Annotated in this window: 26 protein-coding genes; 18 read left to right on the forward strand and 8 right to left on the reverse strand. The window is 67.2% G+C overall.

Features of this window, described 5'->3' with window-relative positions; all coding sequences use genetic code 11:
- Position 1: 1 nt before the first annotated feature.
- The 3 genes from ACOTSS_RS13160 (at position 2) to ACOTSS_RS13170 (ending at position 4,015) form a co-directional block, all read left to right on the forward strand.
- Positions 2 to 880 (forward strand): NAD(P)-dependent oxidoreductase, encoded by an 879-nt coding sequence (locus tag ACOTSS_RS13160; RefSeq protein ID WP_448688580.1) that lies wholly within the window; start codon positions 2 to 4, stop codon positions 878 to 880.
- 119 nt (positions 881 to 999) lie between these two features.
- Positions 1,000 to 2,652 carry an amidohydrolase gene (locus tag ACOTSS_RS13165; RefSeq protein ID WP_448691353.1) on the forward strand — a complete coding sequence of 551 codons (1,653 nt, stop codon included), beginning with the start codon at positions 1,000 to 1,002 and terminating at the stop codon, positions 2,650 to 2,652.
- 151 nt (positions 2,653 to 2,803) lie between these two features.
- Positions 2,804 to 4,015: an NAD(P)/FAD-dependent oxidoreductase gene (locus tag ACOTSS_RS13170; protein WP_448688581.1), complete on the forward strand. Its 1,212-nt coding sequence runs from the start codon at positions 2,804 to 2,806 to the stop codon at positions 4,013 to 4,015.
- Positions 4,016 to 4,061: 46 nt separating this feature from the next.
- Here ACOTSS_RS13170 and ACOTSS_RS13175 read toward each other — a convergent pair whose 3' ends face one another.
- Both ACOTSS_RS13175 and ACOTSS_RS13180 read right to left on the reverse strand, forming a co-directional pair.
- A complete protein-coding gene (locus ACOTSS_RS13175; protein ID WP_448688582.1) occupies positions 4,062 to 4,802 on the reverse strand; it encodes a TorF family putative porin in 741 nt (246 codons plus the stop codon).
- 355 nt (positions 4,803 to 5,157) lie between these two features.
- Entirely contained in the window at positions 5,158 to 5,898 is a 741-nt protein-coding gene (locus ACOTSS_RS13180; protein WP_448688583.1) for a TorF family putative porin, read from the reverse strand.
- Positions 5,899 to 6,018: 120 nt separating this feature from the next.
- On the opposite strand from ACOTSS_RS13180, the gene ispG reads away from it, so the two are divergent.
- The 5 genes from ispG to ACOTSS_RS13205 are packed head-to-tail and all read left to right on the forward strand — an operon-like array spanning position 6,019 to position 8,824.
- Complete coding sequence (gene ispG, locus ACOTSS_RS13185) at positions 6,019 to 7,170, forward strand: flavodoxin-dependent (E)-4-hydroxy-3-methylbut-2-enyl-diphosphate synthase (RefSeq protein WP_448688584.1); 1,152 nt, start codon at positions 6,019 to 6,021, stop codon at positions 7,168 to 7,170.
- 55 nt (positions 7,171 to 7,225) lie between these two features.
- On the forward strand, positions 7,226 to 7,468 hold the full coding sequence (locus tag ACOTSS_RS13190) for an AbrB/MazE/SpoVT family DNA-binding domain-containing protein (RefSeq protein ID WP_448688585.1): 243 nt from the start codon (positions 7,226 to 7,228) through the stop codon (positions 7,466 to 7,468).
- Positions 7,465 to 7,851, forward strand: coding sequence for a type II toxin-antitoxin system VapC family toxin (locus ACOTSS_RS13195; protein WP_448688586.1), 387 nt, complete (start codon positions 7,465 to 7,467; stop codon positions 7,849 to 7,851). Before ACOTSS_RS13190 ends, ACOTSS_RS13195 begins: the two co-directional genes overlap by 4 nt.
- A gap of 42 nt (positions 7,852 to 7,893) precedes the next feature.
- Positions 7,894 to 8,313, forward strand: a complete 420-nt coding sequence (locus ACOTSS_RS13200) for a hypothetical protein (RefSeq protein WP_448688587.1) — start codon at positions 7,894 to 7,896, stop codon at positions 8,311 to 8,313.
- A gap of 31 nt (positions 8,314 to 8,344) precedes the next feature.
- A complete protein-coding gene (locus ACOTSS_RS13205; protein WP_448688588.1) occupies positions 8,345 to 8,824 on the forward strand; it encodes an N-acetyltransferase family protein in 480 nt (159 codons plus the stop codon).
- Between the two features lie 7 nt (positions 8,825 to 8,831).
- Here ACOTSS_RS13205 and ACOTSS_RS13210 read toward each other — a convergent pair whose 3' ends face one another.
- Positions 8,832 to 9,029: a hypothetical protein gene (locus ACOTSS_RS13210; RefSeq protein ID WP_448688589.1), complete on the reverse strand. Its 198-nt coding sequence runs from the start codon at positions 9,027 to 9,029 to the stop codon at positions 8,832 to 8,834.
- Between the two features lie 53 nt (positions 9,030 to 9,082).
- Positions 9,083 to 10,219: an acyltransferase family protein gene (locus tag ACOTSS_RS13215; RefSeq protein WP_448688590.1), complete on the reverse strand. Its 1,137-nt coding sequence runs from the start codon at positions 10,217 to 10,219 to the stop codon at positions 9,083 to 9,085.
- Positions 10,220 to 10,311: 92 nt separating this feature from the next.
- Between ACOTSS_RS13215 and ACOTSS_RS13220 the strand changes: the two genes are divergently transcribed.
- The gene (locus tag ACOTSS_RS13220; protein ID WP_448688591.1) at positions 10,312 to 11,172 is read left to right on the forward strand and encodes a LytTR family DNA-binding domain-containing protein; all 861 of its coding nucleotides are present in this window, start codon (positions 10,312 to 10,314) and stop codon (positions 11,170 to 11,172) included.
- A 134-nt stretch (positions 11,173 to 11,306) separates the two neighbouring features.
- On the opposite strand, the gene ACOTSS_RS13225 is transcribed toward ACOTSS_RS13220, so the two are convergent.
- Positions 11,307 to 12,824 carry an acyl-CoA carboxylase subunit beta gene (locus ACOTSS_RS13225; protein WP_448688592.1) on the reverse strand — a complete coding sequence of 506 codons (1,518 nt, stop codon included), beginning with the start codon at positions 12,822 to 12,824 and terminating at the stop codon, positions 11,307 to 11,309.
- A 70-nt stretch (positions 12,825 to 12,894) separates the two neighbouring features.
- Here ACOTSS_RS13225 and ACOTSS_RS13230 point away from each other — a divergent pair, with 70 nt between their 5' ends.
- Positions 12,895 to 13,404 carry a thioredoxin family protein gene (locus tag ACOTSS_RS13230; protein WP_448688593.1) on the forward strand — a complete coding sequence of 170 codons (510 nt, stop codon included), beginning with the start codon at positions 12,895 to 12,897 and terminating at the stop codon, positions 13,402 to 13,404.
- A 1-nt stretch (position 13,405) separates the two neighbouring features.
- Entirely contained in the window at positions 13,406 to 14,185 is a 780-nt protein-coding gene (locus ACOTSS_RS13235; protein ID WP_448688594.1) for an SDR family NAD(P)-dependent oxidoreductase, read from the forward strand.
- Between the two features lie 4 nt (positions 14,186 to 14,189).
- Here the strand turns inward: ACOTSS_RS13235 and ACOTSS_RS13240 are convergent, their stop codons facing one another.
- Positions 14,190 to 14,852: a hypothetical protein gene (locus tag ACOTSS_RS13240; protein ID WP_448688595.1), complete on the reverse strand. Its 663-nt coding sequence runs from the start codon at positions 14,850 to 14,852 to the stop codon at positions 14,190 to 14,192.
- A complete protein-coding gene (locus ACOTSS_RS13245) occupies positions 14,845 to 15,885 on the reverse strand; it encodes a DUF6624 domain-containing protein (RefSeq protein WP_448688596.1) in 1,041 nt (346 codons plus the stop codon). The genes ACOTSS_RS13240 and ACOTSS_RS13245 overlap by 8 nt, the downstream gene beginning before the upstream one ends.
- An 84-nt stretch (positions 15,886 to 15,969) precedes the next feature.
- Here ACOTSS_RS13245 and ACOTSS_RS13250 point away from each other — a divergent pair, with 84 nt between their 5' ends.
- The gene (locus ACOTSS_RS13250) at positions 15,970 to 16,872 is read left to right on the forward strand and encodes a DMT family transporter (RefSeq protein WP_448688597.1); all 903 of its coding nucleotides are present in this window, start codon (positions 15,970 to 15,972) and stop codon (positions 16,870 to 16,872) included.
- 195 nt (positions 16,873 to 17,067) lie between these two features.
- On the opposite strand, the gene ACOTSS_RS13255 is transcribed toward ACOTSS_RS13250, so the two are convergent.
- Positions 17,068 to 18,024 (reverse strand): L-threonylcarbamoyladenylate synthase, encoded by a 957-nt coding sequence (locus ACOTSS_RS13255; RefSeq protein WP_448688598.1) that lies wholly within the window; start codon positions 18,022 to 18,024, stop codon positions 17,068 to 17,070.
- 53 nt (positions 18,025 to 18,077) lie between these two features.
- Here ACOTSS_RS13255 and ACOTSS_RS13260 point away from each other — a divergent pair, with 53 nt between their 5' ends.
- The 6 genes from ACOTSS_RS13260 to ACOTSS_RS13285 all read left to right on the forward strand — a co-directional run bounded on the left by ACOTSS_RS13260 (position 18,078) and on the right by ACOTSS_RS13285 (position 26,930).
- The gene (locus tag ACOTSS_RS13260; RefSeq protein ID WP_448688599.1) at positions 18,078 to 19,811 is read left to right on the forward strand and encodes an acyl-CoA dehydrogenase; all 1,734 of its coding nucleotides are present in this window, start codon (positions 18,078 to 18,080) and stop codon (positions 19,809 to 19,811) included.
- 106 nt (positions 19,812 to 19,917) lie between these two features.
- Positions 19,918 to 22,212 (forward strand): EAL domain-containing protein, encoded by a 2,295-nt coding sequence (locus ACOTSS_RS13265; RefSeq protein ID WP_448688600.1) that lies wholly within the window; start codon positions 19,918 to 19,920, stop codon positions 22,210 to 22,212.
- 946 nt (positions 22,213 to 23,158) lie between these two features.
- On the forward strand, positions 23,159 to 25,117 hold the full coding sequence (locus ACOTSS_RS13270; protein WP_448688601.1) for a ribonucleoside-diphosphate reductase subunit alpha: 1,959 nt from the start codon (positions 23,159 to 23,161) through the stop codon (positions 25,115 to 25,117).
- A 61-nt stretch (positions 25,118 to 25,178) separates the two neighbouring features.
- Complete coding sequence (locus ACOTSS_RS13275; RefSeq protein WP_448688602.1) at positions 25,179 to 25,514, forward strand: hypothetical protein; 336 nt, start codon at positions 25,179 to 25,181, stop codon at positions 25,512 to 25,514.
- 3 nt (positions 25,515 to 25,517) lie between these two features.
- Positions 25,518 to 26,582: a ribonucleotide-diphosphate reductase subunit beta gene (locus ACOTSS_RS13280; RefSeq protein ID WP_448688603.1), complete on the forward strand. Its 1,065-nt coding sequence runs from the start codon at positions 25,518 to 25,520 to the stop codon at positions 26,580 to 26,582.
- Between the two features lie 117 nt (positions 26,583 to 26,699).
- A complete protein-coding gene (locus tag ACOTSS_RS13285; protein WP_448688604.1) occupies positions 26,700 to 26,930 on the forward strand; it encodes a hypothetical protein in 231 nt (76 codons plus the stop codon).
- Positions 26,931 to 26,951: the final 21 nt, after the last annotated feature.

The following is a 26,951-nucleotide window of genomic DNA, read 5'->3' on the forward strand; positions in this document are numbered from 1 at the left end:
CATGAGCGAAACATCCTACCGCATCGCCTTCATCGGCACCGGCGTCATGGGCGGGCCGATGGCGGGTCATCTCGCCAGGGCCGGACACAGCGTCACCGTCTACAACCGCACCCGCGCCAAGGCCGACGCCTGGGCGGCGCAATATGGGGGCCGGGCGGCCGCGACCCCCGCCGAAGCCGCAGCGGGAGCCGATGCCGTCCTATCGTGCGTCGGCAACGACGACGATCTCGCGGAGGTGACGCTCGGCGCCGACGGCGCGTTCCGGGCGATGAAGACAGGCGCATTGTTCGTCGATCACACCACCGTTTCGGCGCGCATCGCCCGCCGGCTCGCGGTCGAGGCCGAGGGACTCGGGCTGCTCAGCGTCGACGCGCCCGTCTCGGGCGGCGAAGCGGGGGCGCAGAACGGCACCCTCTCGATCATGTGCGGCGGCAGCGCGGAGGCCTTCGCGGCGGCCGAGCCGGTGATGCGCGCCTATGCCGGGCGCATCGTCCATATCGGCGGCCCGGGCGCGGGGCAGACGACCAAGATGGTCAACCAGATCGCGATCGCGGGCGTCATCCAGGGCGTGTCCGAAGCGCTGCGCTTCGCCCAGGCGTCGGACCTCGACACCGACAAGGTGTTCGAGGCGGTGTCGGGCGGCGCCGCGGCGAGCTGGCAGATGCTCAACCGCTGGGGGACGATGGCGAAGGACGAATTCGATTTCGGCTTCGCGGTCGACTGGATGCGCAAGGACCTCGGCCTCGCGCTCGAGGAAGCGCGCGCCAATGGCGCGACGCTCCCCGTCGCGAGCCTCGTCGACCAATTCTACGCCGACGTGCAGAAGGCCGGCGGCGGGCGGAAGGACACGAGTTCGCTGGTGACGAGGCTACCGAAATGAGGCGCGATATTTTCTTGAAGCCCCTCCCCTTGAGGGGAGGGGTTGGGGTGGGGTCTCGAACCCTTGCGCAAGGCCGATGGACCCCACCCCCAACCCCTCCCCTCAAGGGGAGGGGCTTTATTGCTGCCGCACTCGCAGCCCTCCTCCTCGCCGCCCCCGCGCACGCCGATACGCTGGTCGACAATGTCAATGGCATTACGCTCGACAAGGACGGCAAGCTCGTCCGCTTCACCGGGCTCGTCATCGACAAGGACGGCAAGGTCGCGAAGCTGCTCGACCGCAAGGACAAGCGCCCCGAGCGCCCCGACTTCAGGGAGGACGGCAAGGGCAAGACGCTGATCCCGGGGCTGATCGACGCGCACGGCCATGTCATGGGGCTCGGCTTCTCGCTGATGCTGCTCGACCTTTCGGACACCAATTCGCTCGCCGAGGCGCAGGCCGCGATCCGCAAATATGCCGCCGACAATCCCGAGGTGCCGTGGATCATCGGCCGCGGCTGGAATCAGGAGAAATGGGGGCTCGGCCGCTTTCCGACCGCCGCCGACCTCGACGCCGCGGTCGCCGACCGCCCCGTCTGGCTCGAACGCGTCGACGGCCATGCCGGCTGGGCGAACAGCGCGGCGATGCGGGCGGCGCGCGTCACCGCGGCGACCAAGGCGCCCGAGGGCGGGCGCATCGAAATGGCGGGCGGGCAGCCGAGCGGCATCTTCGTCGACGCCGCGACCAGCGTCGTCGCGTCGGCGGTTCCGAAGCCGCTCGCGCGCGATCTCGACCGCGCCTTCCTGCTCGCGCAGTCGAAGCTGCTCGAACAGGGGATCACGACGATCGCCGACATGGGCACGACCATCCAGGACTGGCAGGCCTTTCGCCGCGCCGGCGACAAGCGGAGCCTCGCGATCCGCATCATCAGCTATGGCCACGACATCGACAATATGGCGCTGATCGGCGGGCCGGGGCCCACCCCCTGGCTCTACGACGACAAGCTGCGCATGGTCGGGGTGAAGCTCTATCTCGACGGTGCGCTGGGCTCGCGCGGCGCGTGGCTCAAGCAGCCGTACAGCGACGCGCCGGGGCAGAAGGGCCTCCCGCTCCTCACCCCCGCGCAGCTCCGCAACAAGATGGTCCGCGCCTCGATGGACAAGTTCCAGGTCGCGATCCACGCGATCGGCGACGCCGCCAACGCCGAAGCCCTCGACGCCATCAGCGACCTGACCGCCGACCTGCCGGGGGAGCGGCGCTGGCGCATCGAGCATGCGCAGATCGTCGACCCTCTCGACATTCCGCGCTTCCAGCAATTGGGCGTCATCGCCTCGATGCAGCCGATCCACCAGCCGTCGGACCGGCTGATGGCCGAAGCGCGGCTCGGGCCCGAGCGGCTGAAGGGCGCCTATGCGTGGCGGAGCATGGAGAAGGCCGGCGTCCGCCTCGCCTTCGGATCCGACGTGCCGGTCGAGAGCGCCAATCCCTTCCCCGGCATCGCCGCCGCCATCTCGCGCACCGACGCCGCGGGCCAGCCCTTCGGCGGCTGGCATCCCGAGGAAGTCGTCAGCCGCGAAACCGCGCTCGACGGCTTCACGCGCAGCGCGGCGTTCGCGGGCTTCGCCGAGGACCGGCTCGGCACGCTGATGCCGGGGATGCGCGCCGACTTCCTGATCCTCGAAAGCGATCCCTTGCTCGCGAGCCCCGACGAGATTCGCCGCATGACGCCGCTCGAAACCTGGGTCGGCGGCTATCGCTATTACAAGAAAAAGGGCTCTGCCGCCGGCAGGTGAGGAACTGCAAGATGCCATATCCCCCGTATCCCCGAGCGAAGACGAGGGGCACTGCCGAGCGAAGTCGAGGCCGCGACGTTGCTGGTTCTCGCTCCGCTCGAACGAGCCCCTCGTCTTCGCTCGGGGATACGGTGGGTGAGGATCGCCCGTCATGAACGCCCCCTCGCGCCGCGCCATCCTGACCGGGCTTGCTGCGCTGCCCGTGACGACTGCGGCCGCGGCCGCCGAACGCAAGGAACGTAAACCCAAGAAGCGCAAGTCCGCCCGGCCCCAAGTTCAGCATGTCGACGTCGCGGTTATCGGCGCCGGGGCGCTCGGCGCCTGGGCCGCGTGGCACCTCGTCCGGCAGGGGCTCAGCGTCCGCCTCTTCGACGCCTATGGCGCGGGCAACGGCCGCGCGGCGTCGAACCTCGCATCGATGATGCTCGATCCGGTGCAGGGAGGCGACGCGCTCTATGCGGGGCTGGTCGAGGAAAGCGCCAAGGCGTGGCAGCGCCTCTCGGACACGGCCAGCCTGCCGATCCTCACGCCTTGCGAGGCGGTGACCGCGCTCGCCGCGACCGACGCCTTCGCACCGCCGCGCGATGTTGACCGCCTCGGCGGCGACCGGCTCCGCGCGCGCTACACCCAGATCGCCTGGCGCCCCGAGGAAGCCGCGCTCGTCGCCGAAAAGGGCGCGATGCTCGCCGGGCGCCGCGGGGTGCTCGAAGCCATCCTCGACGCCCAGGTCGCGCCCGAAGATGTCGTGATGCCCGCGCCCCTCCGCGACAAGCGCCGCGACCTCTACACGCTCCCCGACGGCGGCACCGCGAAAAGCCTCGTCTACGCCTGCGGGGCGTGGCTGACCGAGCTGTTCCCGCAGACGCTGACCCCGCAGCGGCTGTCGGCGGTGCGCCAGCAGGTCTTCCATTTCGGCCCCGGCCAGGGCGATACCCAGTTCCGCCCGCCCGCGATGCCCGCGCTCGTCGACCGTGCCTATGGCTTCAACCTGCTTCCCGACGTCGAAGGCGTCGGGGTGCGGGTGTGGAAAAGCACCCCCGACGCGACCGTCGATCCCGACAGCTTCGACCGCCGCGCCGATGAGCGCGCCTTGGCCGAGGTGCGGCAGTGGCTCGCCGGCCGCCTGCCGCGCCTTGCCGATGCGCCGGTCGTCGCGAGCGCCGCCGCGCACGACTGCCGCACCGCGACCGGAGACCTGCTGCTCGACCGGCTGCCCGATCATCCGCGCGTGTGGGTGGTCGGCGGCGGCGCGGGCCGCGCCTTCGCGCTCGCCCCCGCGATCGGCGCGCGCGTCGCCGCGCATGTCGAGGACGCGAGCCGCCCGGTCGAGCCGCGCTGGGCGCTGGCCCGATTGACGGGCTGACGAAAAAGGGGCGGCCTCCCCCTCAGAAAGCCGCCCCGGCCCGGCGTCAGAAGGACGCGCCGAGCGAAAAGATCACCGCGCCATCGGCGCCGACCGCTTCCTTGAACCCGCCGAGCTTCGGCGCGTCGGTGTTGACGTAGGACACGCCGAGGGTGAGCATCTTCCAACTCGCCGATACGCCGACCGAATAGTCGAGCACCTCGCCGTCGGCTCCGCCCAGGAAGCTGTCGCTCTTGGCGTAGCCGACATGGCCGTTCAGCGTGAAGGGCGTGTTCGGTATCCCCACGCCGGCATCGGTGTAGAGGTAGACCGCGCTCGCGTCGCCGAGCGAGTCCTGCCCGCCGGGTGCCCAGGCGATGCCGGTCTTGACCGACGCCGGGCCGATGTCACCCTTGACCGAAAAATAGGGCTCGATCACCGAGCTGTTCGACGTGCCGGGATAAAGATAGAGCGTCGCGCCGATGTCGGCGGTCAGCCCCGAGGTCACTTCTTTCGAATAGCCGCCGAACACGTCGATCTCGGTGCCGTTGGCAAAACCGATGCTCGACCCCCAGGTGCCGACATAGAGGCCGCTGTCATGGCTGACGGTGATGCCGCCCTGGATCGCCGCCTCTTCGTTCGACTGGCTGAAGCCGCGGAAGCGATAGTCGCTGACGACCGTTGCGCTCCCCGAAATGGTGATGCTGCTCGTGTCCGCCGTCTCTTCGGCTTCCTGGGCATAAGCGGATGTGGAAAGCGCCGACAGCGCAAGGGCCATGCCGAAGCATGCGCGGGAGAAAGTCTTCATGGGTTGATCCCCTAAAAAGGTCTGAAGGATCGTCCCTGCCTGCCGCACGAACGGCCGGCCTCGTTCACGGGCCAGTCCGGTCATACGTGGGTTCGATGTTCACGAAATTGCTGCGATGCACAAACGAAAAGTCGCGGCGGCGCGCGTTAGGTGTCCCGATGCGACAAATTTGCAACAATCCCTTGCGCGGCATCGCCGAACGCCGACATAAAATTGCGATGGAACACCCTACCTCAAATCAGCATCTTCTCTCCTCCGTTCGTGTCGAGCGAAGTCGAGACACCGATCGGTGTAGCGCAAGGTCGATGGGTGTCTCGACTTCGCTCGACACGAACGGGATTTAACGTGCACCTCTCTAGAAAGACACTCCCAGCGACAGGACCACGCCCGAATCGAAATATTTGTCGACCGCCTTCACCCCCGTCGCCGGAATGTCGGTGTCGACATATTTGATGCCGGCGGTCAGTCGGCCGAAGCTCGCCGAGGCGCCGAGCGACCAGTCCCAATAATGTCCGCCCGGCGCGAGCGCGGCGAGCCCGCCGTCGGTGTAGCCGACCGACGCTGTCAGCGTCAGCGGCGTGGTCGGGATGCCCGCCGACAGATCCCCCGCCAGATAGAGGCTGTCGTCATGCCCGAGCGCCGCCTGACTCGGCGCGTAGCTGACCCGCCCGCTCGCCTCGACCGGCCCCAGCATGTGCGACAGCTTGCCCGTCGCCTCGACATAGTCGCTCGGGCCCGCGGCGCGCTCGCCATCGGGATACCAGTAATAGGTCAGCCCGAGGTCGATCGAGGTCCCCGGCGCGACTTCGGTCGCATAGCCGCCGTACAGGTCGACCTCGACCTCGCCGAACGCCGGCGTATCCTCGATGGTCGATCCCCACGCCCCCAGATAAAGGCCGCTGTCGTGGCTGAGCGTGATCGTCGGCTGCACCGCGACGTCGCCGCCGCTGAGTGAGATCCCCCGGAACCGGTAGTCGGTGACGATCTCGACCCCGCCCGACACGTCGATCGGGCCGGTCGGCACCTCCTGCGCGGCGGCGGGAACGGCGGCGAGTCCCGGCAGGGCGAACAGGGCGGCGGCGAGCAGGCGGGTCATCGTCTATCCTCGGGTCGTGGCGGGGCCGCGACCTTGGCCGTCGCGGCGTCCATGTGCAACCGCTTTGCCAAGCGGCGGCGGGGCGGCTAAAGAGCGGGCACTCTCCCCGAGGACGACCCTATGAGCGATCACAATCCCGGCCTGCGCCCCTGGCGCGACATCTCCAGACGCGACTGCCGCCGCATCATGGTGGGCGACGTCCCCGTCGGCGGCGGCGCGCCGATCAGCGTCCAGACGATGACCAACACCCCGACCAGCGACGCGGTGGCGACGATCGACCAGATCCGCCGCTGCGAGGATGCCGGCGCCGACCTGATCCGCGTCTCGTGCCCCGATACCGAGTCGACCGCGGCGCTCGGGTCGATCGTCCGCGCGGCGCGCATTCCGATCATCGCCGACATCCATTTCCACTATAAGCGCGCATTGGAAGCCGCCGACGCGGGCGCAGCCTGCCTGCGTATCAACCCCGGCAACATCGGATCGTCGGAGCGCGTCGGCGAGGTCGTGCGCGCGGCGAAGGCGAACGGCTGCGCGATCCGCATCGGGGTCAATGCGGGCAGCCTCGAGAAGGACCTGCTCGAAAAATATGGCGAGCCCTGCCCCGAGGCGCTGGTCGAAAGCGCGCTCGACCATATCAAGCTGCTGCAGGATCACGACTTCCACGACTATAAGGTCGCGGTGAAGGCGAGCGACGTCTTCCTCGCCGTCGCCTCCTACATGCAGCTCGCCGAGGCGGTCGACTGCCCGCTGCACCTCGGCATCACCGAAGCGGGCGGGCTGATCGGGGGCACGGTCAAGAGCGCGCTCGGCATTGGCAACCTCCTTTGGGCCGGGATCGGCGACACGATCCGCGTCAGCCTCTCGGCCGAGCCCGAGGAGGAAGTGCGCGTCGGCTATGAAATCCTGAAATCGCTGGGCCTCCGCACCCGCGGCGTCCGCGTCGTCAGTTGCCCCAGCTGCGCGCGCCAGGGCTTCGACGTCATCCGCACCGTCCAGGCGCTTGAGGACGCGCTTCAGCACATCAAGACCCCGATGTCGCTCTCGGTCCTCGGCTGCGTCGTCAACGGCCCCGGCGAGGCGCGCGAGACCGACATCGGCATCACCGGCGGCGGCAACGGCAAGCATATGGTCTATCTGTCGGGCGTCACCGACCACCATGTCGCCGACGCCGACATGATCCGGCACATCGTCAAGCTGGTCGAAGCCAAGGCGGCCGAGATCGAGGCGGGAAGCGCGGTGAGCATGGACACACTGCACGGCAAGGCGGCGTAGGTTTCTTGCTTCCTTTTAGGTCCCATGTTAGAATGTGGGACCTAAGGAGTCATTCATGTCCTATCACGCCAAATTGATCAAGGGTGGCAAGATCGTCATCCCTGCCGAATTGCGGCGCGAATTGGGGTTCGTTGACGGAGACACGCTGGTTGTTGAGCGTCGGGGGGACACGGTGGTTCTTCGGAGCCAGGCGGCGATGCTTCGGGACATCCGGGCCAAGGTCAAGGCCGGACTGAAACGCCCGGTCAGCGTCGAATCCTATCTGCGGGACAAATGGGCGGAAGCGGCGGAGGAATGAGCTTCACGCTCGATGCTTCGGCGATACTGGCGGTGCTGTTCGACGAACCGGGCGGCGACCATGTCTTCGCGCATCTGAACGGGTCCGAGATTTCGGCCGTCAATTTGAGCGAAGTCTATGCGACTCTTCTGGACGGCGGCATGGACTTCGATAAGGCGCGAGAGATCATCGCTCCGCTCCCGATGCGCATCCGCTCGTTTCGCGAAGAGCATAGCTGGCAGGTGGCTCAGTTACGCCCGCTCACCAAGCCGTTCGGGCTGTCGCTCGGCGACAGGGCGTGCATCACGCAGGCGATGTTCAACGAATTACCCGTTCTGACTGCCGACCGGCGGATGGAATCGGCCAAATCGCTGCTGGGCGTCGATATCCGGTTGATCCGCTGACCTGAGCGGCGCGCGCCGCCAACTGCACGAAGGGAGCCTGTCATGACATTCGGTAAGCCTGACGCCCTCGACCGCCTCGCCCAATTGCTGTTACTCGTCGCCGCGATCACCTGCATCGCCAACGGCGCCTTCATGCTCGCAAAGCCGCTCGACTGGTATGTCTTCGTGCCGACGGTCGTCACCACCGGGCCGCCTAACGCGCATTTCATCCGCGACATCGGCCTCGCCTATCTGGGATCAGGGCTGATCCTCCTCTACGCCGCCGCGAACCCGATCCGCCACTGGCGCGCCGCGGTGGTCGGCGGGCTGTGGCTGACCTTGCACGGCCTGCTCCACATCTATGAGGTCGCTGCCGGCATCTGCGGCCCCGCGACCTTCCGGGCCGACGCGCCGGCGGTGATCGGCCAGCCCGCGCTCGTCATCGCCGCGCTCGCGATCCTGTTCGCGCGAAAGCGGATTTGACAGCCGCACGTCCAACCGACACAGGGCGCGCATGACGCTCAGCATCCGCCCCGCCGCGCCCGCCGACCTGCCGCTGATCGCGCAGTTCATCCGCGACCTCGCCAATTATGAGAAGCTCGCGCACGAAGTCCGCTTCGACGAGGCGAAGCTCGGCGAGACGCTGTTCGGGCTGCGCCCCTATGCCGAGGTCGTGATCGGCGAGATCGACGGGACACCGCAGGGCTTCGCGCTCTTTTTCCACAATTTCTCGACCTTCGAGGGGAAGCCGGGGATTTACCTCGAAGACCTGTTCGTCCGCCCCGAAGCGCGCGGATCGGGGCTCGGCAAGGCGCTGCTCGCGCATCTCGCGGGGCTCTGCATCGAGCGTGACTGCGCGCGCCTCGAATGGTGGGTGCTCGACTGGAACGCCCCGTCGATCGGCTTCTACAGGAGTCTCGGCGCCAAGATGATGGACGAGTGGACGGTGATGCGGGTCGACGGCGAGGCGCTGCCCCGCCTCGCCGCCTCCTGACACGCGTTCAGGGCTTGCGTGCGAACCAGACCAGCACCACGCCCACCACGATCAGCACCACGCCGTTGCGCGTCCATGTCGTATCGCCGAGCATGAAGCTGCTCGACGGCCAGCGCACGATGTCGAGCCCCTGGAGCGCCCACAGCCCGCCCATCAGGATGGCGGCGACGCCGATGATCGCCGCCAGTGCCTTCACGATCCCCATGTCGCTTCTCCTCTTCCGATCCCCGCGAAGGCTGACACAAAGCCGCGCGCCTGTCACGCGCGGCGCTGCAGCCCGATCAGCGGGCGCAGCCAGTTCACGCGCCGGCCGCCGAGATAGAAGGCCCAGCATCCCGCGACGGTCGCGGCGACCAGGATCGCGAAGGTGGCGAGCGGCCCCACCCCGGCGAGCAGCAGCCAGTATCCGACGAGCACGATCACCGTCTGGTGGATGATGTAGAAGGGGAAGACCGCCTCGGCGAGCATCGGGCGGCTGGCATGGTCGCGGTTCCAGAAGCGGTCGGCGATCCCGACCAGCGCGACGATCGCCGCCCAGCCCTGCACCAGCCGGATCGCCATGAACCAGGTGACGACACCCACCGGCGGCGGCCCTTCGCCGGGCGCCGCCCAGATCGCCCACGCCACATAGGCATAGGCCCCAACCGCGAGCACCGCCGCCGTGCGCCAGGTGCGCGCCACCGCCATGAACAGCACCGGCCGCACGCGGAGCAGCCAGCCGGTGAAGAAGGGCACCAGATAGTGGAGATGGTTCGGCCCGTCGTCGAACAGCGCGTGCGTCTCGCGGTAGCCGGGAAAGGCGAACAGGATCGCCATCCACGCCGCGAGCGGCAGGATCAATATCCCCCAGCCGCCGAGCAGCCGCGCCGCCGCGTTGGCGATCCGCCCCCGCGCCGCCTCGGGCATCAGCAGGAGCAGCAGCACCGCGAGCAGCGTGTAGGCGAACAGATAGACGACGAACCACAGATGCTGCCACGTCGGCAGCACGATCCCCTCGAGCGTCCCGAAGCGGAAATAGTCATGCACCCAGAAGTGAAGGAAGCTCTCCGCATAGCCATGCTGGGTGACGAGCTCGATCCACGGCTGTACCGGGATGACGACGACCATGCCGAAGGCGAGCGGGATCAGCAGCCGCGCGCTCCGCGAGCGGAGGAAGGCGCCCGGCGCGCCCAGCTTCGCGAACAGCGCCGCGCTCGCATAGCCCGAGACGAGGAAGAGCAAAGGCAGCCGCCAGCTGTTCGTCGCCATCATCGGAATCTGCACCCAGTCCATCGGGTGCGGGGTTTTGACGTGCCAGCCCCACGGCACGAAAAACATGCCGATATGATAGAGGATCAGCAGCGCGAAGGCGCCGATCCTGAGCCAGTCCATTCCATAATGTCGCTTCGTATCCATCGCGGCGAATCTCCTTTGCCGGTTGATGCCGCAGCCGCTAATCGGAAAGGCGGCCGGCGGGCGATCCCGGCGGGACGAGAAGCGGAGCCGGTGTGACGGACGAGGAGACGCGAGGGACGAGCGGCGGCGGAGCCGGGACGAGCGGCCCCACTGGCGGGCTCAGCGCCCGCGCGCTCACCGCGCTGCTGCTGAGCGCGATCTTCCTCTTCGGGCTCGTCCGCATCGCCGCCAATGTGTATTCCTACATCGCCGATCGCGAGGGCGCGGGCCTCGCCACCTCGCCGACGATCGCCTGGATGCTCGAGGGCAGCAGCCTCATCGCCTGGGCGGCGATGATGATCCCCTGCTGGTTCGCGGTCCAGCGCATCCGCCCGCCGCGCGTCCCGCTGCCCGCCACGGTCGCGATCCACGCGCTGCTCGCCATCCCCATCTCGCTTGGACATATCGCGCTGATGGTCGCCTTTCGCACGATGCTGTGGTGGATGATGGGGATCGACTATCATTTCACCGCGCCCGACGGATCGCCGATCCTCTACGAATTCCGCAAGGACCTCTCGGCCTATGTCGAGCTCGTCTTCATCCTCTTCCTCGTCCAGTGGCTCGTCGCGCGCTACGCCGCCCCGCCTACCGCGGCGCCCGAGCGACGGGTGCTCGCGGTCGGCGACGGGTCGGTCACCCACCATCTGCCGGTCGACGAGATCGAGCATGTCGCGGCGGCGGGCAATTATGTCGAGATCGCGTGGCGCGGCCAGCGCCTGCTCCACCGTGCGACGCTGAGCGCGGTCGAGGCCGACCTCGGCCCCGGCTTCGCCCGCATCCACAGGAGCCGCCTCGTCCGCAAGGACGCGGTGCGCCGCGTGATCACCCACAAGAGCGGCGATTTCGACGTCGAGACCGAAAGCGGCGAGGCGCTCCGCGGCAGCCGGCGGTATCGGGGGAATGTGGAGGGGTAAGAAGCTCCTCCCCTTCAGGGGAGGGATTGGGGTGGGGTTTCGCGGCGGAGAGCAAGGCCGATGGACCCCACCCGCTGCGACTAGGCAGCAAGCTGCTGAGTCTCGCTGCCCTCCCCTGAAGGGGAGGGCGTGATTCACCCCAACACCCGCCACGCCAACTCCGCGAACTCGCACAGCAAAGGCCGCGTGTCGCGCGGGTCGATGATGTCTTCGACGCGGAACGTCTCCGCGGTGCGGAACGGCGAACGCACCCGGTTCAGCCGCTCGCGGATCGCCTCCAGAAGCGCCGCGGGATCCTCGGCGGCTTCGAGCTCGCTCTTGTAAGCGACCTCGATCCCGCCCTCGATCGGCAGGCTGCCCCAGTCGCCCGAAGGCCAGGCGAAGCGGTACTGAAAGCGCTCGGCGTTCGACATCGCGCTCCCTGCGATCCCGTATGCGCGCCGCACGACGACCGACGCGAGCGGCACGCTCGCGCGATAAATGGCGTTCATCGCCTGCACCCCGTACCGGATCGTCCCCGTCCGCTCGGCCTCGCCGCCGATCATGAAGCCCGGATTGTCGACCAGATGGACGATCGGCAGCCGGAACTGGTCGGCGAGCTTGACGAAGCGCTCGACCTTCTCGCTCGTCTTCGCATCCCACGATCCGCCGAGATAGGAGGGATCGCTCGCCAGCACCGCCACCGGCCAGCCGTCGAGCCGCGCGAAGGCGGTGATCGCCGCCCGTCCCCAGCGCGCGCCCATCTCGAAGACGCTGCCCCGGTCGAACACCGCTTCGGCGATGCGCCGCATCGCATAGACCTGCTTTGCCTCGCGCGGGACGACCGACAGCAGGGCCTCCTCGCGCCGGTCGACGGGATCGCTGCACGCGGTTCGCGCCGCGCGCTCGTGGATCGAAGCGGGCAGATAGGAGAGGAAGCGCCGCGCCGCGGCGAACGCCTCGGCCTCGCTCGCGACCTCGTCGTCGACCACCCCGTTGCGCGTATGCACGTCGCTGCCGCCCAGCTCCTCACGGTCGAGCGTATCGCCGATCGCCGCCGCGACTGCGGGACCCGCCGCGAACAGCTGCGACAACCCGCGCACCATGACGCTGTAATGGCTCGCGACCACCCGCGCCGCCCCCAGCCCCGCGGTCGGCCCGAGCGACAGGGCCACCACCGGCACCGTGTCGAGATTGGCGATGATCCGGTCCCAGCCGGGGACCTGCGGAATATAGGTGTGGCCCGCCGCTTCGAGCGTCTTCACCGACCCGCCGCCGCCGGTGCCGTCGATCATGCGGATCAGCGGCAGGCGATATTCGTGCGCCATCGCCTCGCACTGGATGAACTTCCGGTGCAGCGCCGCATCGGCCGCGCCGCCGCGCACCGTGAAATCGTCGGCGCTCGCGACCACCGGCCGCCCGTCGATATTCGCGCGCCCGAAGATGAAGTTGCTCGCCGCCAGATCTTCCAGCTCGCCGTCGGGACCGTAGCTCCCCCGCCCCGCGATCTTGCCGATCTCGCGGAAACTGCCGGCATCGACGAGCCCGGCGATCCGCGCCCGCGCGTCCATCTTGCCGCGGCTGTGTTGGCGCGCGACCTTCTCGGCGCCGCCCATCTTCTCGGCCATCGCCCGCCGCGCGGCGAGCTCGTCGACTTCCTTTTTCCAGCTCATGCGCCCAACGCTACCTTACGTTGACGGAAACGTCATTCCGATTCTTCGCGCGCACTGCTATCGTCGCGCCATGACCCGCCGCCCCGTCTTCGCGCTCGCCGCCGCGCTTTTCGCCGTTCCGCCTGCGACCGCCGCCAAGGAAAGCGCCGAAAAGACCATCATCGGCGTCGCCGACCCCTACAAGACCGACGTTTTCGATCCCGACGCCGACCCGATGGCGGATATCGACGCCGCGCTCGCCGCAGCCAGAACTTCAGGCAAGCGCGTCCTCCTCGTCATGGGCACCAACACATGCCATGACAGCGCCTGGTTCGCGAACCTGATCGCCACCGACCGCTTCGCTGCGGTCCGCGACCGCTACGTCCTCGTCTATGCCGACATCGGCATGCCGCACGCCGATTTCGTCCGCCACCCCGAGGTGCCGAAGCGCTTTCGCTTCAAGATCAAGGGCACGCCGACGATCGCGATCATCGATGCGGATGGCCGCGTCCTCAACCGCAAGGCGGCACCGAAATGGCGCAACGCCGCGAGCCGCAGCGACGACGCGATCTACGACGAACTGATGGAACAGGGAGAATGAGATGACCGAGGCCCCCCTCGCCGGCCGCACCGCCCTCGTCACCGGCGCCTCGCGCGGCATCGGCCGCGGCATCGCGCTGGCGCTCGCGCGGGCGGGAGCCGACATCGCGGTCAACTACACCCGCGACGAAGCCGCGGCGGCCGAGACCGTCGCCGCGATCCAGGCGCTCGGCCGCAAGGCGAAGGCCTATCGGGCCTCGGTCACCGACGAGGACGCCTGTGCCGCGATGATCGCAGCGATCGCGGCCGATTTCGGGGCGATGTCGATCCTGATCAACAATGCCGGCATCGCCAGCCGCGGCAGGAGCGTCGCCGACACCGATCCCGCCGAACTCGAACGCGTCATCGGGGTCCACGCCCTCGGCCCGCACCGCGTCAGCCGCCTCGCGCTGCCCCAGCTTCGCACGCACGAGCGCAGCGATATCATCGTCATTTCCAGCGTCGCGACGCTCAGCCACAGCGCCAATGGCGCGCCCTATAATATGGGCAAGGCGGCGGGCGAAGCGCTCGCGCTGACGCTCGCGAAGGAAGAAATGAAGAACGGCGTCCGCGTCAACATCGTCGCTCCCTCGCTGACCGTCAGCGACATGGGCGAACGCCTTGCCCGCGCGATCACCGGCAACGACGACATCCACCACCTCGACGCCAAATTCCCTTTCGGCCGCGTGCCGACGCCCGACGACGTCGCCGCGGCAGTGCTGTGGTTCGTGTCGGACGCCAACCCCTATTGCTCGGGGCAGAAACTCAACATCGACGGCGCGGGCATGGCGAGCTTTCGGTAGAGCCTTAGCCAGATAGCATATTGGCGTAGCGGCTCGCCTCCACCCGAAAGCAGGGTTTCAGAAAGGCGTCGATCTGTGCCGCGTTTCGCGTTGTCGTCAATGTATCCGGCGGCCAGTCGGCCGACGCGATCAAAAGCCGATCACCTCCGGCAAAGGAGAATAACAACCCCAGCGCGACGAGACCGGCCTGCTCGGTGCCGCGCGGAACCTCGCCCGGCAATAAATCGATCGAAGCTTCCAAACCCTCGGGCCCCATCAGGTCGGGATCCGCGATCCACTCGCGCCGCTGCAACACTTCAAGGGTCCAGTCGCTCTCGGGCCAGGGGTCGAACGGCACCGGGCTGACGATTTGTTCGGGGATCGGTTGCAACGGCCAATCGAGCTCCGCTTCCCGCATCGCATGCTCGAGCATCGGCCGCAGAGTCGCCATGCGAGCCCGCAACGCCTCTATCCCGCCGATGAACAAAGGAAAAACCTCGAACTTGAACGCCAGTCCCACGGATATCGCAGCGACCTGAAGACATTCCCCGTCGCGCAGCCTCAGCCATACGCCCTGCCCCCTCAAGTCGGCTTCCGAATCGTCGATGGCGACCTCGGCAATCGAATGGGCCAGCGCGAGCAGCGTCTTCCGGTCGGTATCCAACAGCACGTCGTCATGTTCAATCATCGCCGCACGCCCCGAAGGCCTCGTCCATCTCTTTGCGATAGGCGCCGAGCGGTTCCAGCCCCATCTCGGCGCGCGCCGCGTCGATATGCTCCGGATCGTCGTCTTCCATCGGCCGGAGCGGCCGGATTGCATTGCCGGCCTCGCATCCGCCGAACTGCGTTGCATAGCGCTGCTTCCCCGCCAGCTTCAGCATGACGCGGTCATAGAGATAGGCATAATTCGACTTGCTCGCCTCGCCCGCCTTCGCGAGCGGCTCCATCAGCCGCAGCGCCAGCACCTGCAGCGCGGGATCATCGTCGGCATGCTGCGCGAGCAGCCATGCGGCGTGCGATGCCTTCTCCCCGAGGGCGGAAATCGTCGGCCAGCCCTTTTCAGCGATATAGGCGCGCAGCTTCTCCCTGTTCTTGCGGTCCTCACCCGCGATCATCGTCCAGCTCAGATAGTCGAACAGCGGCTTCAGCCTTGCCGGCAACGGCGGATCGCCCTCGTCGACGCCCCACGACAGCATGTGGCGCCCCAGTTGTTCGCGGAAGGTCGCACCGATCAGCATCTGCGCATCCTCGGACTCGGGCGGTCCCACCGCGGATGTCACGGCGCCTATCCCCATGCGCCCGCCCGCCAGCGCGAAATCCCACAGCTGGCGCGCCTCGGCGAGCCGCGCGGGAAGCGCCGCGCGTTCGGCTTCCGACCCGGCGTCGATGGCCATCGCGGCGGTGATCGCGCGGCACGTCTCGTCGCCATAGGGTCCCAGCGGCAAATTCGTCGATTCGGCGCCTATCGCCGCCAGTTCCGCCTTGGCCTTCCCCGTTGCCGCCGCGATGCAAGCCTCCTTGTAGGCGGCAACCGATTGCCATGCCGCCCGCGCTGCCGTCCTATCGGCCGCGAAGCGCCCGGCCATCCAGCCGAAATCGCCGGGATCGAACGTCCCGTCCTTCCCATAGGATTTCAGCACGTCGGGCACCGCTGTCGCCTGCGCCCGGCTCGTCCCCGGCATCATCGCGCCGACGAGCAGCGCCAGCCCCAATCCCCGCATCCTCGTGGCTTCAGGCTATCACGCTTTCGCCGCACCGCAAGCCGGGCGCTGCCAGCCCCGCCCTTCTCCGCTACAGCCCTTCCCATGCGTCCCGATTCGCCCTCGCCGCTGATCCCCTTTCTCGTCGCCTGCGCGGGGATCGCGACCTATTCGTCGATGGACGTGCTGATGAAGGGGCTGTCGATCGGGATCGGCGCCTATAATGCGGTGTTCTGGCGCAACGTGGCGGGCGCGCTGCTCAGCGGGCTTCTCTATTTCGGCGCGCGGCCGGCGTGGCCCGACCGCGCCACGATGCGCATCCACGCGCTGCGCTCGCTGTTCGTCGCGATGATGGCGCTCGGCTTCTTCTGGGCGCTCGCGCGGCTGCCGATGGCGGAGGCGATCGCGCTCGCCTTCGTCGCGCCATTGCTCGCGCTCTACATGGCCGCGATCTTCCTCGGCGAGCAGATCGGGCGGCGCTCGATCGCCGCCTCGCTGCTCGGCTTCGGCGGCGTGCTGGTCATCGTCGCGGGCAAGCTCGGTGGCGGACAGCGCGACCCCGAAGCGCTGTGGGCGGTCGGCGCGGTGTTCCTCTCGGCGATCTGCTATGCCTACAACCTGATCCTCGCGCGGCGGCAGGCGAAGATGGCGGGGCCGATGGAGATCGCCTTCTACCAGAATGCGTTCGTCGCGCTGTTCCTCGCGCTCGCCGCGCCCTGGTTCGCGGTGCTTCCCGGCACCGCCCACGCCGCGCCGATCGCCGGCGCCGCGCTGCTCGCGACGATATCGCTCCTCCTCCTCAGTTGGGCCTATGCCCGCGCCGAGGCGCAAATCCTCGCGACCACCGAATATACCGGCTTCCTCTGGGCGATGCTGTTCGGCTGGTATTTCTACGCCGAGCCGGTGACGCCGCCGACGTTCGCCGGCGCGCTGCTGATCGTAGCCGCCTGCCTGATCGTCCCCCGCAAGGCCCCGCACGGCGACCCGATCGAGCCGGCGGCGGCGTAACGGACAAATAGGGACGGCCCCTGTTTGATTTCACGCGAAGACGCGAAGATACCCCCTCTTCCGTTCGTGCTGAGCTTGTCGAAGCACCGTTCTTCTTTCCTTCTTGGAGAAAAAGAACAGCCCTTCGACAAGCTCAGGGCAAACGGATGTTGGTGGATTCTTCGCGTCTTCGCGTCTTCGCGTGAAACCCAAATATCACACCGCCGCCCGCGCCAGCCGGTCGTTGATCGCCGCGCCCAGCCCCTTGTCGGGAATCGCCGCGACCGCGATCCTGGGTTTCGCGCTCGCCGCCCCCGCGTGGAGCGCGTCGAACAGATGCGCTGCCGCCTCGGTCAGATCGCCCGCCGCGCTCAGATCATAGTCGCCCGAAAGGCCGCCGAACCCGATCCCATATTCGTCGGCGGCAAAATCCGCAGCCCGCAGCCGCACCGGCTTGCCCGGCGCATAATGGCTCGCGAGCATCCCCGGCGCCACCACCTCCGCCCCCTGGCGCCCCGTCACCGGCAGCGCGCCCGCCGCGCCCAGCATCGCCGCGGTCACCGGTCCCGGCCGCAGCACCTGAACCGCGCCATCCTTCACCCGCGCGATCGTCGATTCGACCCCCGCGGTCGTCGCGCCATCGTCGATCACCAGAGCGATCCGGCCATCGAGGCTCGCCAGCACATGCTCGGCCCTCGTCGGGCTCACCCGCCCGCTCGCATTGGCGCTCGGCGCCGCGAGCGGCGCGCCGGTCGCGGCGAGCAGCGCCTGCATCGCGCGGTGCCCCGGCACGCGCAGCGCGATCGTATCGAGCCCCGCGGTCGCGATCCGCGCCACCGGGCAATCGGCCGAGCGCGGCACCACCAAAGTCAGCGGCCCCGGCCAGAAAGCATCGGCCAGCGCCCGCTCGGCCGCGCCGAATACCCCCAGCCGCCCGGCCGCCGCCAGGTCTGGCACATGCACGATCAGCGGGTTGAAATCGGGCCGCCCCTTCGCCGCATAGATGCGCGCGACCGCCTCGGCGTTGCGGGCGTCGGCGGCGAGGCCATAGACGGTCTCGGTCGGCACCGCGACCGGCTGCCCCTCGCCGACCAGCCGCGCGGCGCGCGCGATCGCGTCGTCGCCATAGGGGACGACCGCGGTTGCCACACTCTCGATTGGACGCTCGGCCATGCCGCGCTATAGCGCCGGGCGCAACGGAATCACCCCCAAAAGCGGGAACCCCCATGACCTACACGGCGCCGACCACCGAACAGCTTTTCGTCCTCAATCATATCGCGCGCATCGATGCGATGGCGGCGCACGAGCGCTTCGCCGCCGCGACCCCCGACATGGTCGAGGCGATCGTCGCGGGAATCGGCGACTTCGCCGCCGAAGTCTACGCGCCGCTCAACCGCGTCGGCGACACCAACAATCCGAAGTGGCAGGATGGCCAGGTCACCATGCCCCCGGGCTTCAAGGACGCGTACAAACAGTTCGTCGAAGCCGGCTGGGGCAGCATCGATGGCCCCGGCGAATATGGCGGGCAGGGCCTGCCCTTCACCCTCGCGACCGTCGTGATCGAGGCACTCGGCAGCGCGAACATGGGCTTTTCGCTGTGCAGCATCCTCACCCCCGGCGCGATCCACGCGCTGATGGCCTATGGCACCGAGGAGCAGCGGGCGACCTGGCTTCCCAAGCTCGTCACCGGCGAGTGGAACGGCACGATGAACCTGACCGAGCCCGCCGCGGGCAGCGACGTCGGCGCGCTGCGTTCGACCGCCGAAAAGGTCACCGAGGGGCCGAACGCCGGCCTCTACCGGATCAAGGGGCAGAAGATCTTCATCACCTTCGGCGAGCACGACCTCACCGACAATATCGTCCACCTCGTCCTCGCGCGCACCCCCGGCGCGCCCGAGGGAACGCGCGGCATCTCGCTCTTCCTCGTCCCCAAATATCGCCTCGATGCCGAGGGCAAGCCTACGATTTCGAACGGCGTCCACTGCGCGTCGATCGAGCACAAGCTCGGCATCCACGGCTCGCCGACCGCGGTGATGGTCTATGGCGAGGGCGAGGACTGCCTCGGCGAGATCGTCGGCGAGGAAATGGGCGGGATGCGCGCGATGTTCGTGATGATGAACAATGCGCGGCTGATGATCGGCTGCCAGGGCATCCAGATCGGCGAGCGCGCGACGCAGCAGGCGCAGGCGTTTGCCGCCGAGCGCGTCCAGTCGGCGCTGGCGGGCTCACCCGATCGTACCCCGGTCACCATCGACCGGCATCCCGACGTCCGCCGCATGCTGTGGCGGATGCGCGCGCAGACCGAGGCGGCGCGCGCGCTCGTCTATTACGCCGCGGCGCAGACCGACTTCGGCAAATTGGGCGACGAAGGCGCCGCGATGCGCGCCGAGATATTGATCCCGCTCGCGAAGGCGCACGCGACCGACATCGGCTGCGAGGTGGCGAGCCTCGGCGTCCAGGTTCACGGCGGCATGGGCTTCATCGAGGAAACCGGCGCCGCGCAGCATTATCGCGACGCGCGCATCGCCCCGATCTACGAGGGCACCAACGGCATCCAGGCCGCCGATCTGGTGGGCCGCAAGCTGGGCATGGCGGGCGGCGACCTGATCCGCGGGCTGATCGACGACATCGCGCATGGCGCCACCGATTTTCCAGAGCTTCAGCAATTGGCCGACGCCTGCCGCGCGGTCACCGACTGGATGGCGACCGCGGGCACCGCCGACCGCCTTGCAGGAAGCTATCCCTATCTCACCATGCTCGCCACGGCGACGTGCGGATGGCTGATGGCGCTCCAGCATCGCGCCGCGAAGGCCGCGCTCGAGGAAGGCGGCGGCGACACCGCCTTCCTGGAGGCCAAGATCGCCTCGACGCGCTTCTATCTCCAGCAGATCGTCCCCGCGGCGACGGGGCTCGCGGCGGCGGCGCTGGCCGGCGACGCCGCGCTGCCCGAAATCGCCTGATTCCAGGCGCGAGCGGGCGATTTCGGAAGGCCGGGCAGCGCGCATAATTAACGCGATGATAACCATCGCCCGCTAGGCCCATCCGGCAATGGCCGGAGAAGCGCGCGTGTCGTTTATCGCGAACAAGATGATCGTCAGCTGGCGCTCCTTTGCGCTGTCGCTGCTGCTCGGCATTGCGGCCGCCCTGTCCTTCGCTGCCGAACCGATCGACCGGATCATCGAATCGGCCGTCGGCTGGGCCGCTTGGCGGCCGGTTTCGGGCGAGATCGTCATGGTCGGCCTCGACGACCGGACGCTCGGCAGCGTGCCGGAAGGGCGCTTTACGCGTGCAGACCATGCCCGTGTGATCGATGCGATCAATAAGGCCGGGGCGCGGCGGTTGATGGTCGATTTCTACTACCAGCGCCAAGAAGGAAACGAAGGCACCCCCCAGCTGGCGGCGGCAGTCCAGAAGATGGGCGATCGCATCATTCTCGCCGTGTCGACGAAAACGGTGCCCGGAACCGACCGCCTGATCTCGATCTTTCCCGATCCGAGGATCAGCGGGCCCAAGGCGCAGCTCGCCAGCATCGCGTGGAATTATCAGATCTGGCAGGTGTGGAACTTGCCGCTGATGTTCGAAGCCAACGGCCGGCTGCTCCCCAGCGTGGCCGCGGCACTTGCCAACAAGCGCGGCGACCGCGCGTCCGAATTCCGGATCGACCTCACCTACAAGCTTTCCACCATCACCGAATATAGCGCGCTCGATGTTGTGGAAGGCAAGGTCGGGGCGAGGGAACTCGCCGGCAAGGACGTCATCTTCGGCGCCACCGCTTCGACCCTGCCCGACCAGCATTATCTGCCGGGGCACAATCAGGTGCCCGGCGCCTTCATCCACCTGATCGGCGCCGAAGCGCTGAAGCGCGGCAACCCGGTCAATATCGGCTGGATGCCCGCTATGCTGATTGCAGCGGGAGCGATGCTGTTCGCGCTGTTGACGCCCTTGCAGGGACGCTTCACATGGATTGCCCTCGGCACGGCGGCGTTGCTCGTTGCCTGCAAGGTGGTGCTGATGGGCTCGCTCATGACTTCCTCGGTCGGCGCTGCACTCTTCTTCATTGCCGCGGTCAGCGCCAACGTCTCGCGCAAACGCCGCCGCTTTTCGGCGCAGCGCGAGAATCCGGTCTCGGGTCTCCCCAATTTCGAGGCGCTGCGCAGCCAGGCGCCCTTCGGCAGCGCCACCGTCGTCGCGGCGAAGCTCGTCAATTTCGAGGATCTCGCCGCCTTCCTGCCCGGCGAGGGCAGCCAGCAGCTCGTCGATCAGGTCGCGCGCCGCCTGACGCTCGCCTGCCACGGCACCCAGCTCCACCACGATCTCGACGGCAGCTTCGCCTGGCTCGTCCCCTATTATCAGCACAGCCAGATCGAGGGGCATCTCGCCGGGCTCGCCGCGCTGTTCAATGCGCCGCTGACCATCGGCGATCTACGCATCGACGTCGCCATCGCCTTCGGGGTCAACGACGAGTTCGAGGGCTCGAACGCGCAGCGGCTCGCCGCCGCGCTCGTCGCCGCCGAAAAGTCGATCCGCACCCGCGCGCTGTGGACCAAATATACGCCGCGCCAGAAGGAAGACGCCGGCTGGCAGCTCTCCTTCCACTCGCAGCTCGAGGACGCGCTCGCGGGCGGCGACATCTGGGTCGCCTTCCAGCCGCAGTATGAGATCGCGACGCGCCGGCTCGTCGGGATCGAGGCGCTCGCGCGCTGGACGCACCCGACGCGCGGCCCGATCCCGCCCGACGAATTCATCGTCCAGGCCGAAAAGAGTCAGGACATCTACCGCCTCACCCTGTTCGTGATGGATCAGGCGATCCGCTCGGCCGCCAACCTCCGGGCGCGCGGGCTTCCCGCCAACATGTCGGTCAACCTGTCGGCGACGCTGCTCGACCACAGCGACCTCGTCGGGACGATCCGCGTCATGCTGACGGCGCACCACCTGCCGCCCGAGACGCTGACGATCGAGATCACCGAAACCGCGCAGATCGAGAACAGCCGCCAGGCGCGCCAGACGCTCGCGCAATTGCGCCGCACGGGCATCCGCCTGTCGATCGACGATTATGGCACCGGTCAGTCGAACCTCGAATATCTGACCGAGATCGAGGCCGACGAGATCAAGATCGACAAGCGATTCGTGATGACGATGCGCGATTCGCAGCGAAACTTCGAAGTCGTCAAATCGACGATCGACCTTGCGCACCGTCTGGGGGCCGTCGCGGTCGCCGAGGGCATTGAAGACGCCCCGACAATGGCGCTGCTCGAACAGCTCGGCTGCGATGTCGGCCAAGGTTATCACCTTGGGAAACCGCAGCTATTTTCCGAGCTCGCGAATAACCTCCTGGCATCCCCGCACAGCCGCACCGCCTGACTGCCAATCTGGTAGCATCTGTTAAGGTTAAGACTCGCTTTACCTTATTTTTTAAGGTATACGCCGCGTTAACTGTCCTGGTTGACAGTGTGCATCAGGAGATTTGCAATGGGTTGGTTTTGGAAGTTCCTGGGCGGCGGCGGCACCGGTGGTGGCGGTCTTCCGGCCTGAATCCTGAACAGGATTTTCAAAAGGGCTCCAGCGTCGCTGGGGCCCTTTTTCATTGGATCGCGTAGCCGCGCAAACCAACGCGGATGTGGGTTTTGGGGCGGGTGCGGACCGTCGCTTTATTTTCCTTCGTCATCCCGGACTTGATCCGGGATCCCGCTTCTTGAGGCATCGGCTGGCTTCGATATCAAGCGGGACCCCGGATCAAGCCCGGGGTGACGATGAAGGAGCGGGCACACCAGATGACAGCAGTTGGTGATCCCCGGCGAAGGCCGGGGTCCAGGGCGTGGGAGGGCCGGCGCTGCGCGGTTACGTTCTGGGCCCCGGCCTCCGCCGGGGATCACGTGGGATAGACTCCGGTGCCGGCCGCGCCGTCCGGCCCCGAAATTTTTTGCCCCACCGCCTCCCCACCCACCGATCGGCCGCAACCCCGCGGAAAGCCTGACGTAGCGCCCGCGAGACGTGCTGTCCCAGCGACGAACCGAATCAAAATATCGACGAGTCGAGTCTTCAATCGGTCATTTACCGTCTTGCATCGCTGGGCCGACGTGGCACTATAGATGGTGGGTCAGCCGACGGGGGCACCCAATAATTAGTATTTGGCCGGAAGTGGCGGATTTCCGTCGCCCATCCCATATGGGCACGGGAAGACCCCTTTTGCGCCCAAAAATATGTCCCCCGAAGGGGCGATTAAATGCTAGGCTGGGGCTTCGCCCCTGAGTCGAACAAGACAGGAACAAAGCGCGCCGCGGCGCGTGTGCAGGACAGGGCGAGATCGATGGATTTTCGGGAAACGGATCGGGTGGAGACGAACGACGTGGCGACGATGGAACTGGCGAAGAACGATGCGCCCGCAGCGGCCGAATCGGCCGGCGACGCGAAGAGCGATTCGGCGGCGTCCGCGAAGCTGAACGACGGCGGCGAGCCCAAGGTCCACGCGCGCCGCTTCGACGTCGCGACCGACGCGAGCCGCGACGCGCTGCTCACCGATTTCGGCAAGGAGACGCTGCAGGACCGCTATCTCCTCCCCGGCGAATCCTATCAGGACCTCTTCGCGCGCGTCGCGTCGGCCTATGCCGACGATCAGGCGCACGCCCAGCGCCTCTATGATTATATCTCGAAGCTCTGGTTCATGCCCGCCACTCCGGTGCTCTCGAACGGCGGCACCGGCCGCGGGCTGCCGATCAGCTGCTACCTCAACAGCGTCGACGACAGCCTCGAAGGCATCGTCGGTACGTGGAACGAGAATGTCTGGCTCGCGTCGCGCGGCGGCGGCATCGGCACCTATTGGGGCGCGGTGCGCGGCATCGGCGAGCCCGTCGGCTTGAACGGCAAGACCAGCGGCATCATCCCCTTCGTCCGCGTGATGGACAGCCTCACCCTCGCCATCAGCCAAGGGTCGCTCCGCCGCGGCTCGGCCGCCTGCTATCTCGACATCTCGCACCCCGAGATCGAGGAGTTCCTCGAGGTGCGCAAGCCCTCGGGCGACTTCAACCGCAAGGCCCTCAACCTCCACCACGGCGTCCTTTTGACCGACGAGTTCATGGAGGCCGTCCGCGACGGCGCCGAATTCAACCTCCGCAGCCCCAAGGACCAGAGCGTCCGCGGCACCGTCGACGCGCGCAGCCTGTTCCAGAAGCTCGTCGAAACGCGCCTCGCGACGGGCGAGCCCTACATCATCTTCATCGATCAGGTGAACCGGATGATGCCCAAGCATCACCGCGACCTCGGCCTCAAGGTCTCGACCTCGAACCTCTGCTCGGAGATCACGCTGCCGACGGGCCGCGACCATCTCGGCAACGATCGCACCGCGGTCTGCTGCCTCTCGTCGCTCAACCTCGAAACCTGGGACGAGTGGAACGGCGACAAGGCGTTCATCGAGGACGTCATGCGCATGCTCGACAATGTCCTCCAGGACTATATCGACCGCGCCCCGCCCGAAATGGCGCGCGCCAAATATTCGGCCAGCCGCGAACGCTCGGTCGGCCTCGGCGTCATGGGCTTCCACAGCTTCCTCCAGGCGCGCGGCCTGCCGTTCGAGGGCGCGATGGCGAAGTCGTCGAACCTCCGCATCTTCAAGCATATCCGCAGCCAGGTCGATCAGGCGTCGATGCTGCTCGCCAAGGAGCGCGGCCCCTGCCCCGACGCCGCCGATCAGGGCGTGATGGAGCGTTTTTCGTGCAAGATGGCGATCGCGCCGACCGCGTCGATCAGCATCATCTGCGGCGGCACCAGCGCGTGCATCGAGCCGATCCCGGCGAACATCTACACGCACAAGACGCTGTCGGGCAGCTTCGTGGTCAAGAACCCGCACCTCGAAAGCCTGCTCGTCGACAAGGCGAAGAACAGCGACAGCATCTGGAACTCGATCCTCGAAAAGGGCGGCAGCGTCCAGCACCTCGACTTCCTGACCCAGGACGAGAAGGACTGCTTCAAGACCAGCTTCGAGATCGACCAGCGCTGGCTGCTCGAACTCGCCGCCGACCGCACCCCCTATATCGACCAGGCGGCGTCGCTGAACCTCTTCATCCCCGCCGACGTCGAGAAATGGGACCTGCTCATGCTCCACTATCGCGCGTGGGAGCTCGGGATCAAATCGCTCTACTATCTCCGCTCGAAATCGGTGCAGCGCGCCGGCTTCGCGGGCGGGGTCGAGGCCGACAACACCCCCGAGGCCGCGAAATTCGAGCTTTCGGCCGAGAGCACCGACTATGACGAGTGCCTGGCGTGCCAGTGACGCCCGCCCATCGCGTGATCCCCGGCGAAAGCCGGGGTCCAGAGCGGGAGGATGCTGACGCATGACACCACTCGCCCGATCCAGGCCGGCCCTATGGCTCGAAGCGCGTCCGAAGCTGCGCTTTCTGGCGGTTTGGGCACTGAATCTGGCGATCGTCATCGGCGCGCAGCAATTGTTCAAGTTGACGCCGCGCTGGATTCAGCCATGGCTGATGCTTGCAACGGCCGGCGTTCTCATCGGAGTGGGCCTGATCCAGACTGCGCGCCACGTGCGCGATCCGGAATGGCGCAATCCGGATCGGACCACGCTTACTGGTCTGCCCTATATCCTCGGCGGCGTCGTGCTTCTGGCGCTCATCTTCGCCGATCACAATCTCGTCATTCATCTTCCGGAGTAACCCATGCCCCTTCTCGAAGCCCGCAAGACCTACAAGCCCTTCGAATATCCCTGGGCCTATGATTTCTGGAAGCGCCAGCAGCAGATCCACTGGGTGCCCGAGGAAGTGCCGCTGGGCGAGGATTGCCGCGACTGGGCGCAGAAGATCAGCGACCATGAGCGCAACCTCCTCACCCAGATTTTCCGCTTCTTCACCCAGGCCGACATCGAGGTGCAGGATTGCTACCACGACAAATATGGCCGCGTGTTCAAGCCGACCGAGATCAAGATGATGCTGACCGCGTTCAGCAACATGGAGACGGTGCACATCGCGGCCTACAGCCACCTGCTCGACACGATCGGCATGCCCGAAAGCGAATATGGCATGTTCCTCGAATATGACGAGATGCGCGCCAAGCACGACTATATGGGCACCTTCGGCGTCGACGACGACGAGGATATCGCGCGCACCCTCGCGATGTTCGGCGGCTTCACCGAGGGCCTCCAGCTCTTCGCCAGCTTCGCGATGCTGATGAACTTCCCGCGCTTCAACAAGATGAAGGGCATGGGCCAGATCATCAGCTGGTCGATCCGCGACGAAAGCCTGCACTGCGAGGGCATCACCCGCCTGTTCCACGCCTTCGTCAAGGAACGCGACTGCCTGACCAAGGCGGTGAAGGAAGACATCATCGACTGCTGCCAGAAGACGGTGCGGCTCGAGGACGCCTTCATCGACCTCGCGTTCGAACAGGGTCCGGTCCCCGGCATGACGCCCAAGGAGATCAAGCGCTACATCCGCTACATCGCCGACTGGCGCCTCGGGCAATTGGGCTTCCAGCCGATCTACATGATCGACGAACACCCCCTCCCCTGGCTCGCCCCGCTGCTCAACGGCGTCGAGCACGCGAACTTCTTCGAAACCCGCGCCACCGAATATTCGAAGGCCGCGACGCGCGGCGACTGGAACAGCGTGTGGACCAGCTTCGACAGCCGCAAGAAGGCGAAAGCCAACGACGACGGCGCCGCGACGGCCGAAGCCGAAAGCGACGGCGAGGACATGTTCGCCAAGGCGGGGATCGCCGCGGAATGATAAAACCCCTCCCCTTCAGGGGAGGGGCAGCGAAACTTGCCAGCTTGCTGGCTTAGTGAAGCGGGGTGGGGTCTTAGGGCCTGAAGCAACGCCAGAAGAGAAAACAAGGCCACCGGCATGACCGAAAAGAAAAAAGAAAAACTCCTCATCCTCAGCCAGCCCCAGCGCGCGACCCTCGAAGGCCTCTCGAACCGCCGCCCCCAACTCCCCACCGATCCCGTGCGCGACGAACTCGTCGCATTGGGCCTCGTGGTGCAGCAGGGCGCGAAGTGGGCGCTGACCCCGACCGGCAAGAAGGTGCTGGCGGCGGGGTCGAACCGGCGGAACTCGGGCGGGTTTTCGGTTTAATTATGCTAGCGCCATCGCACG

Source organism: Sphingopyxis sp. NJF-3 (assembly GCF_053514865.1).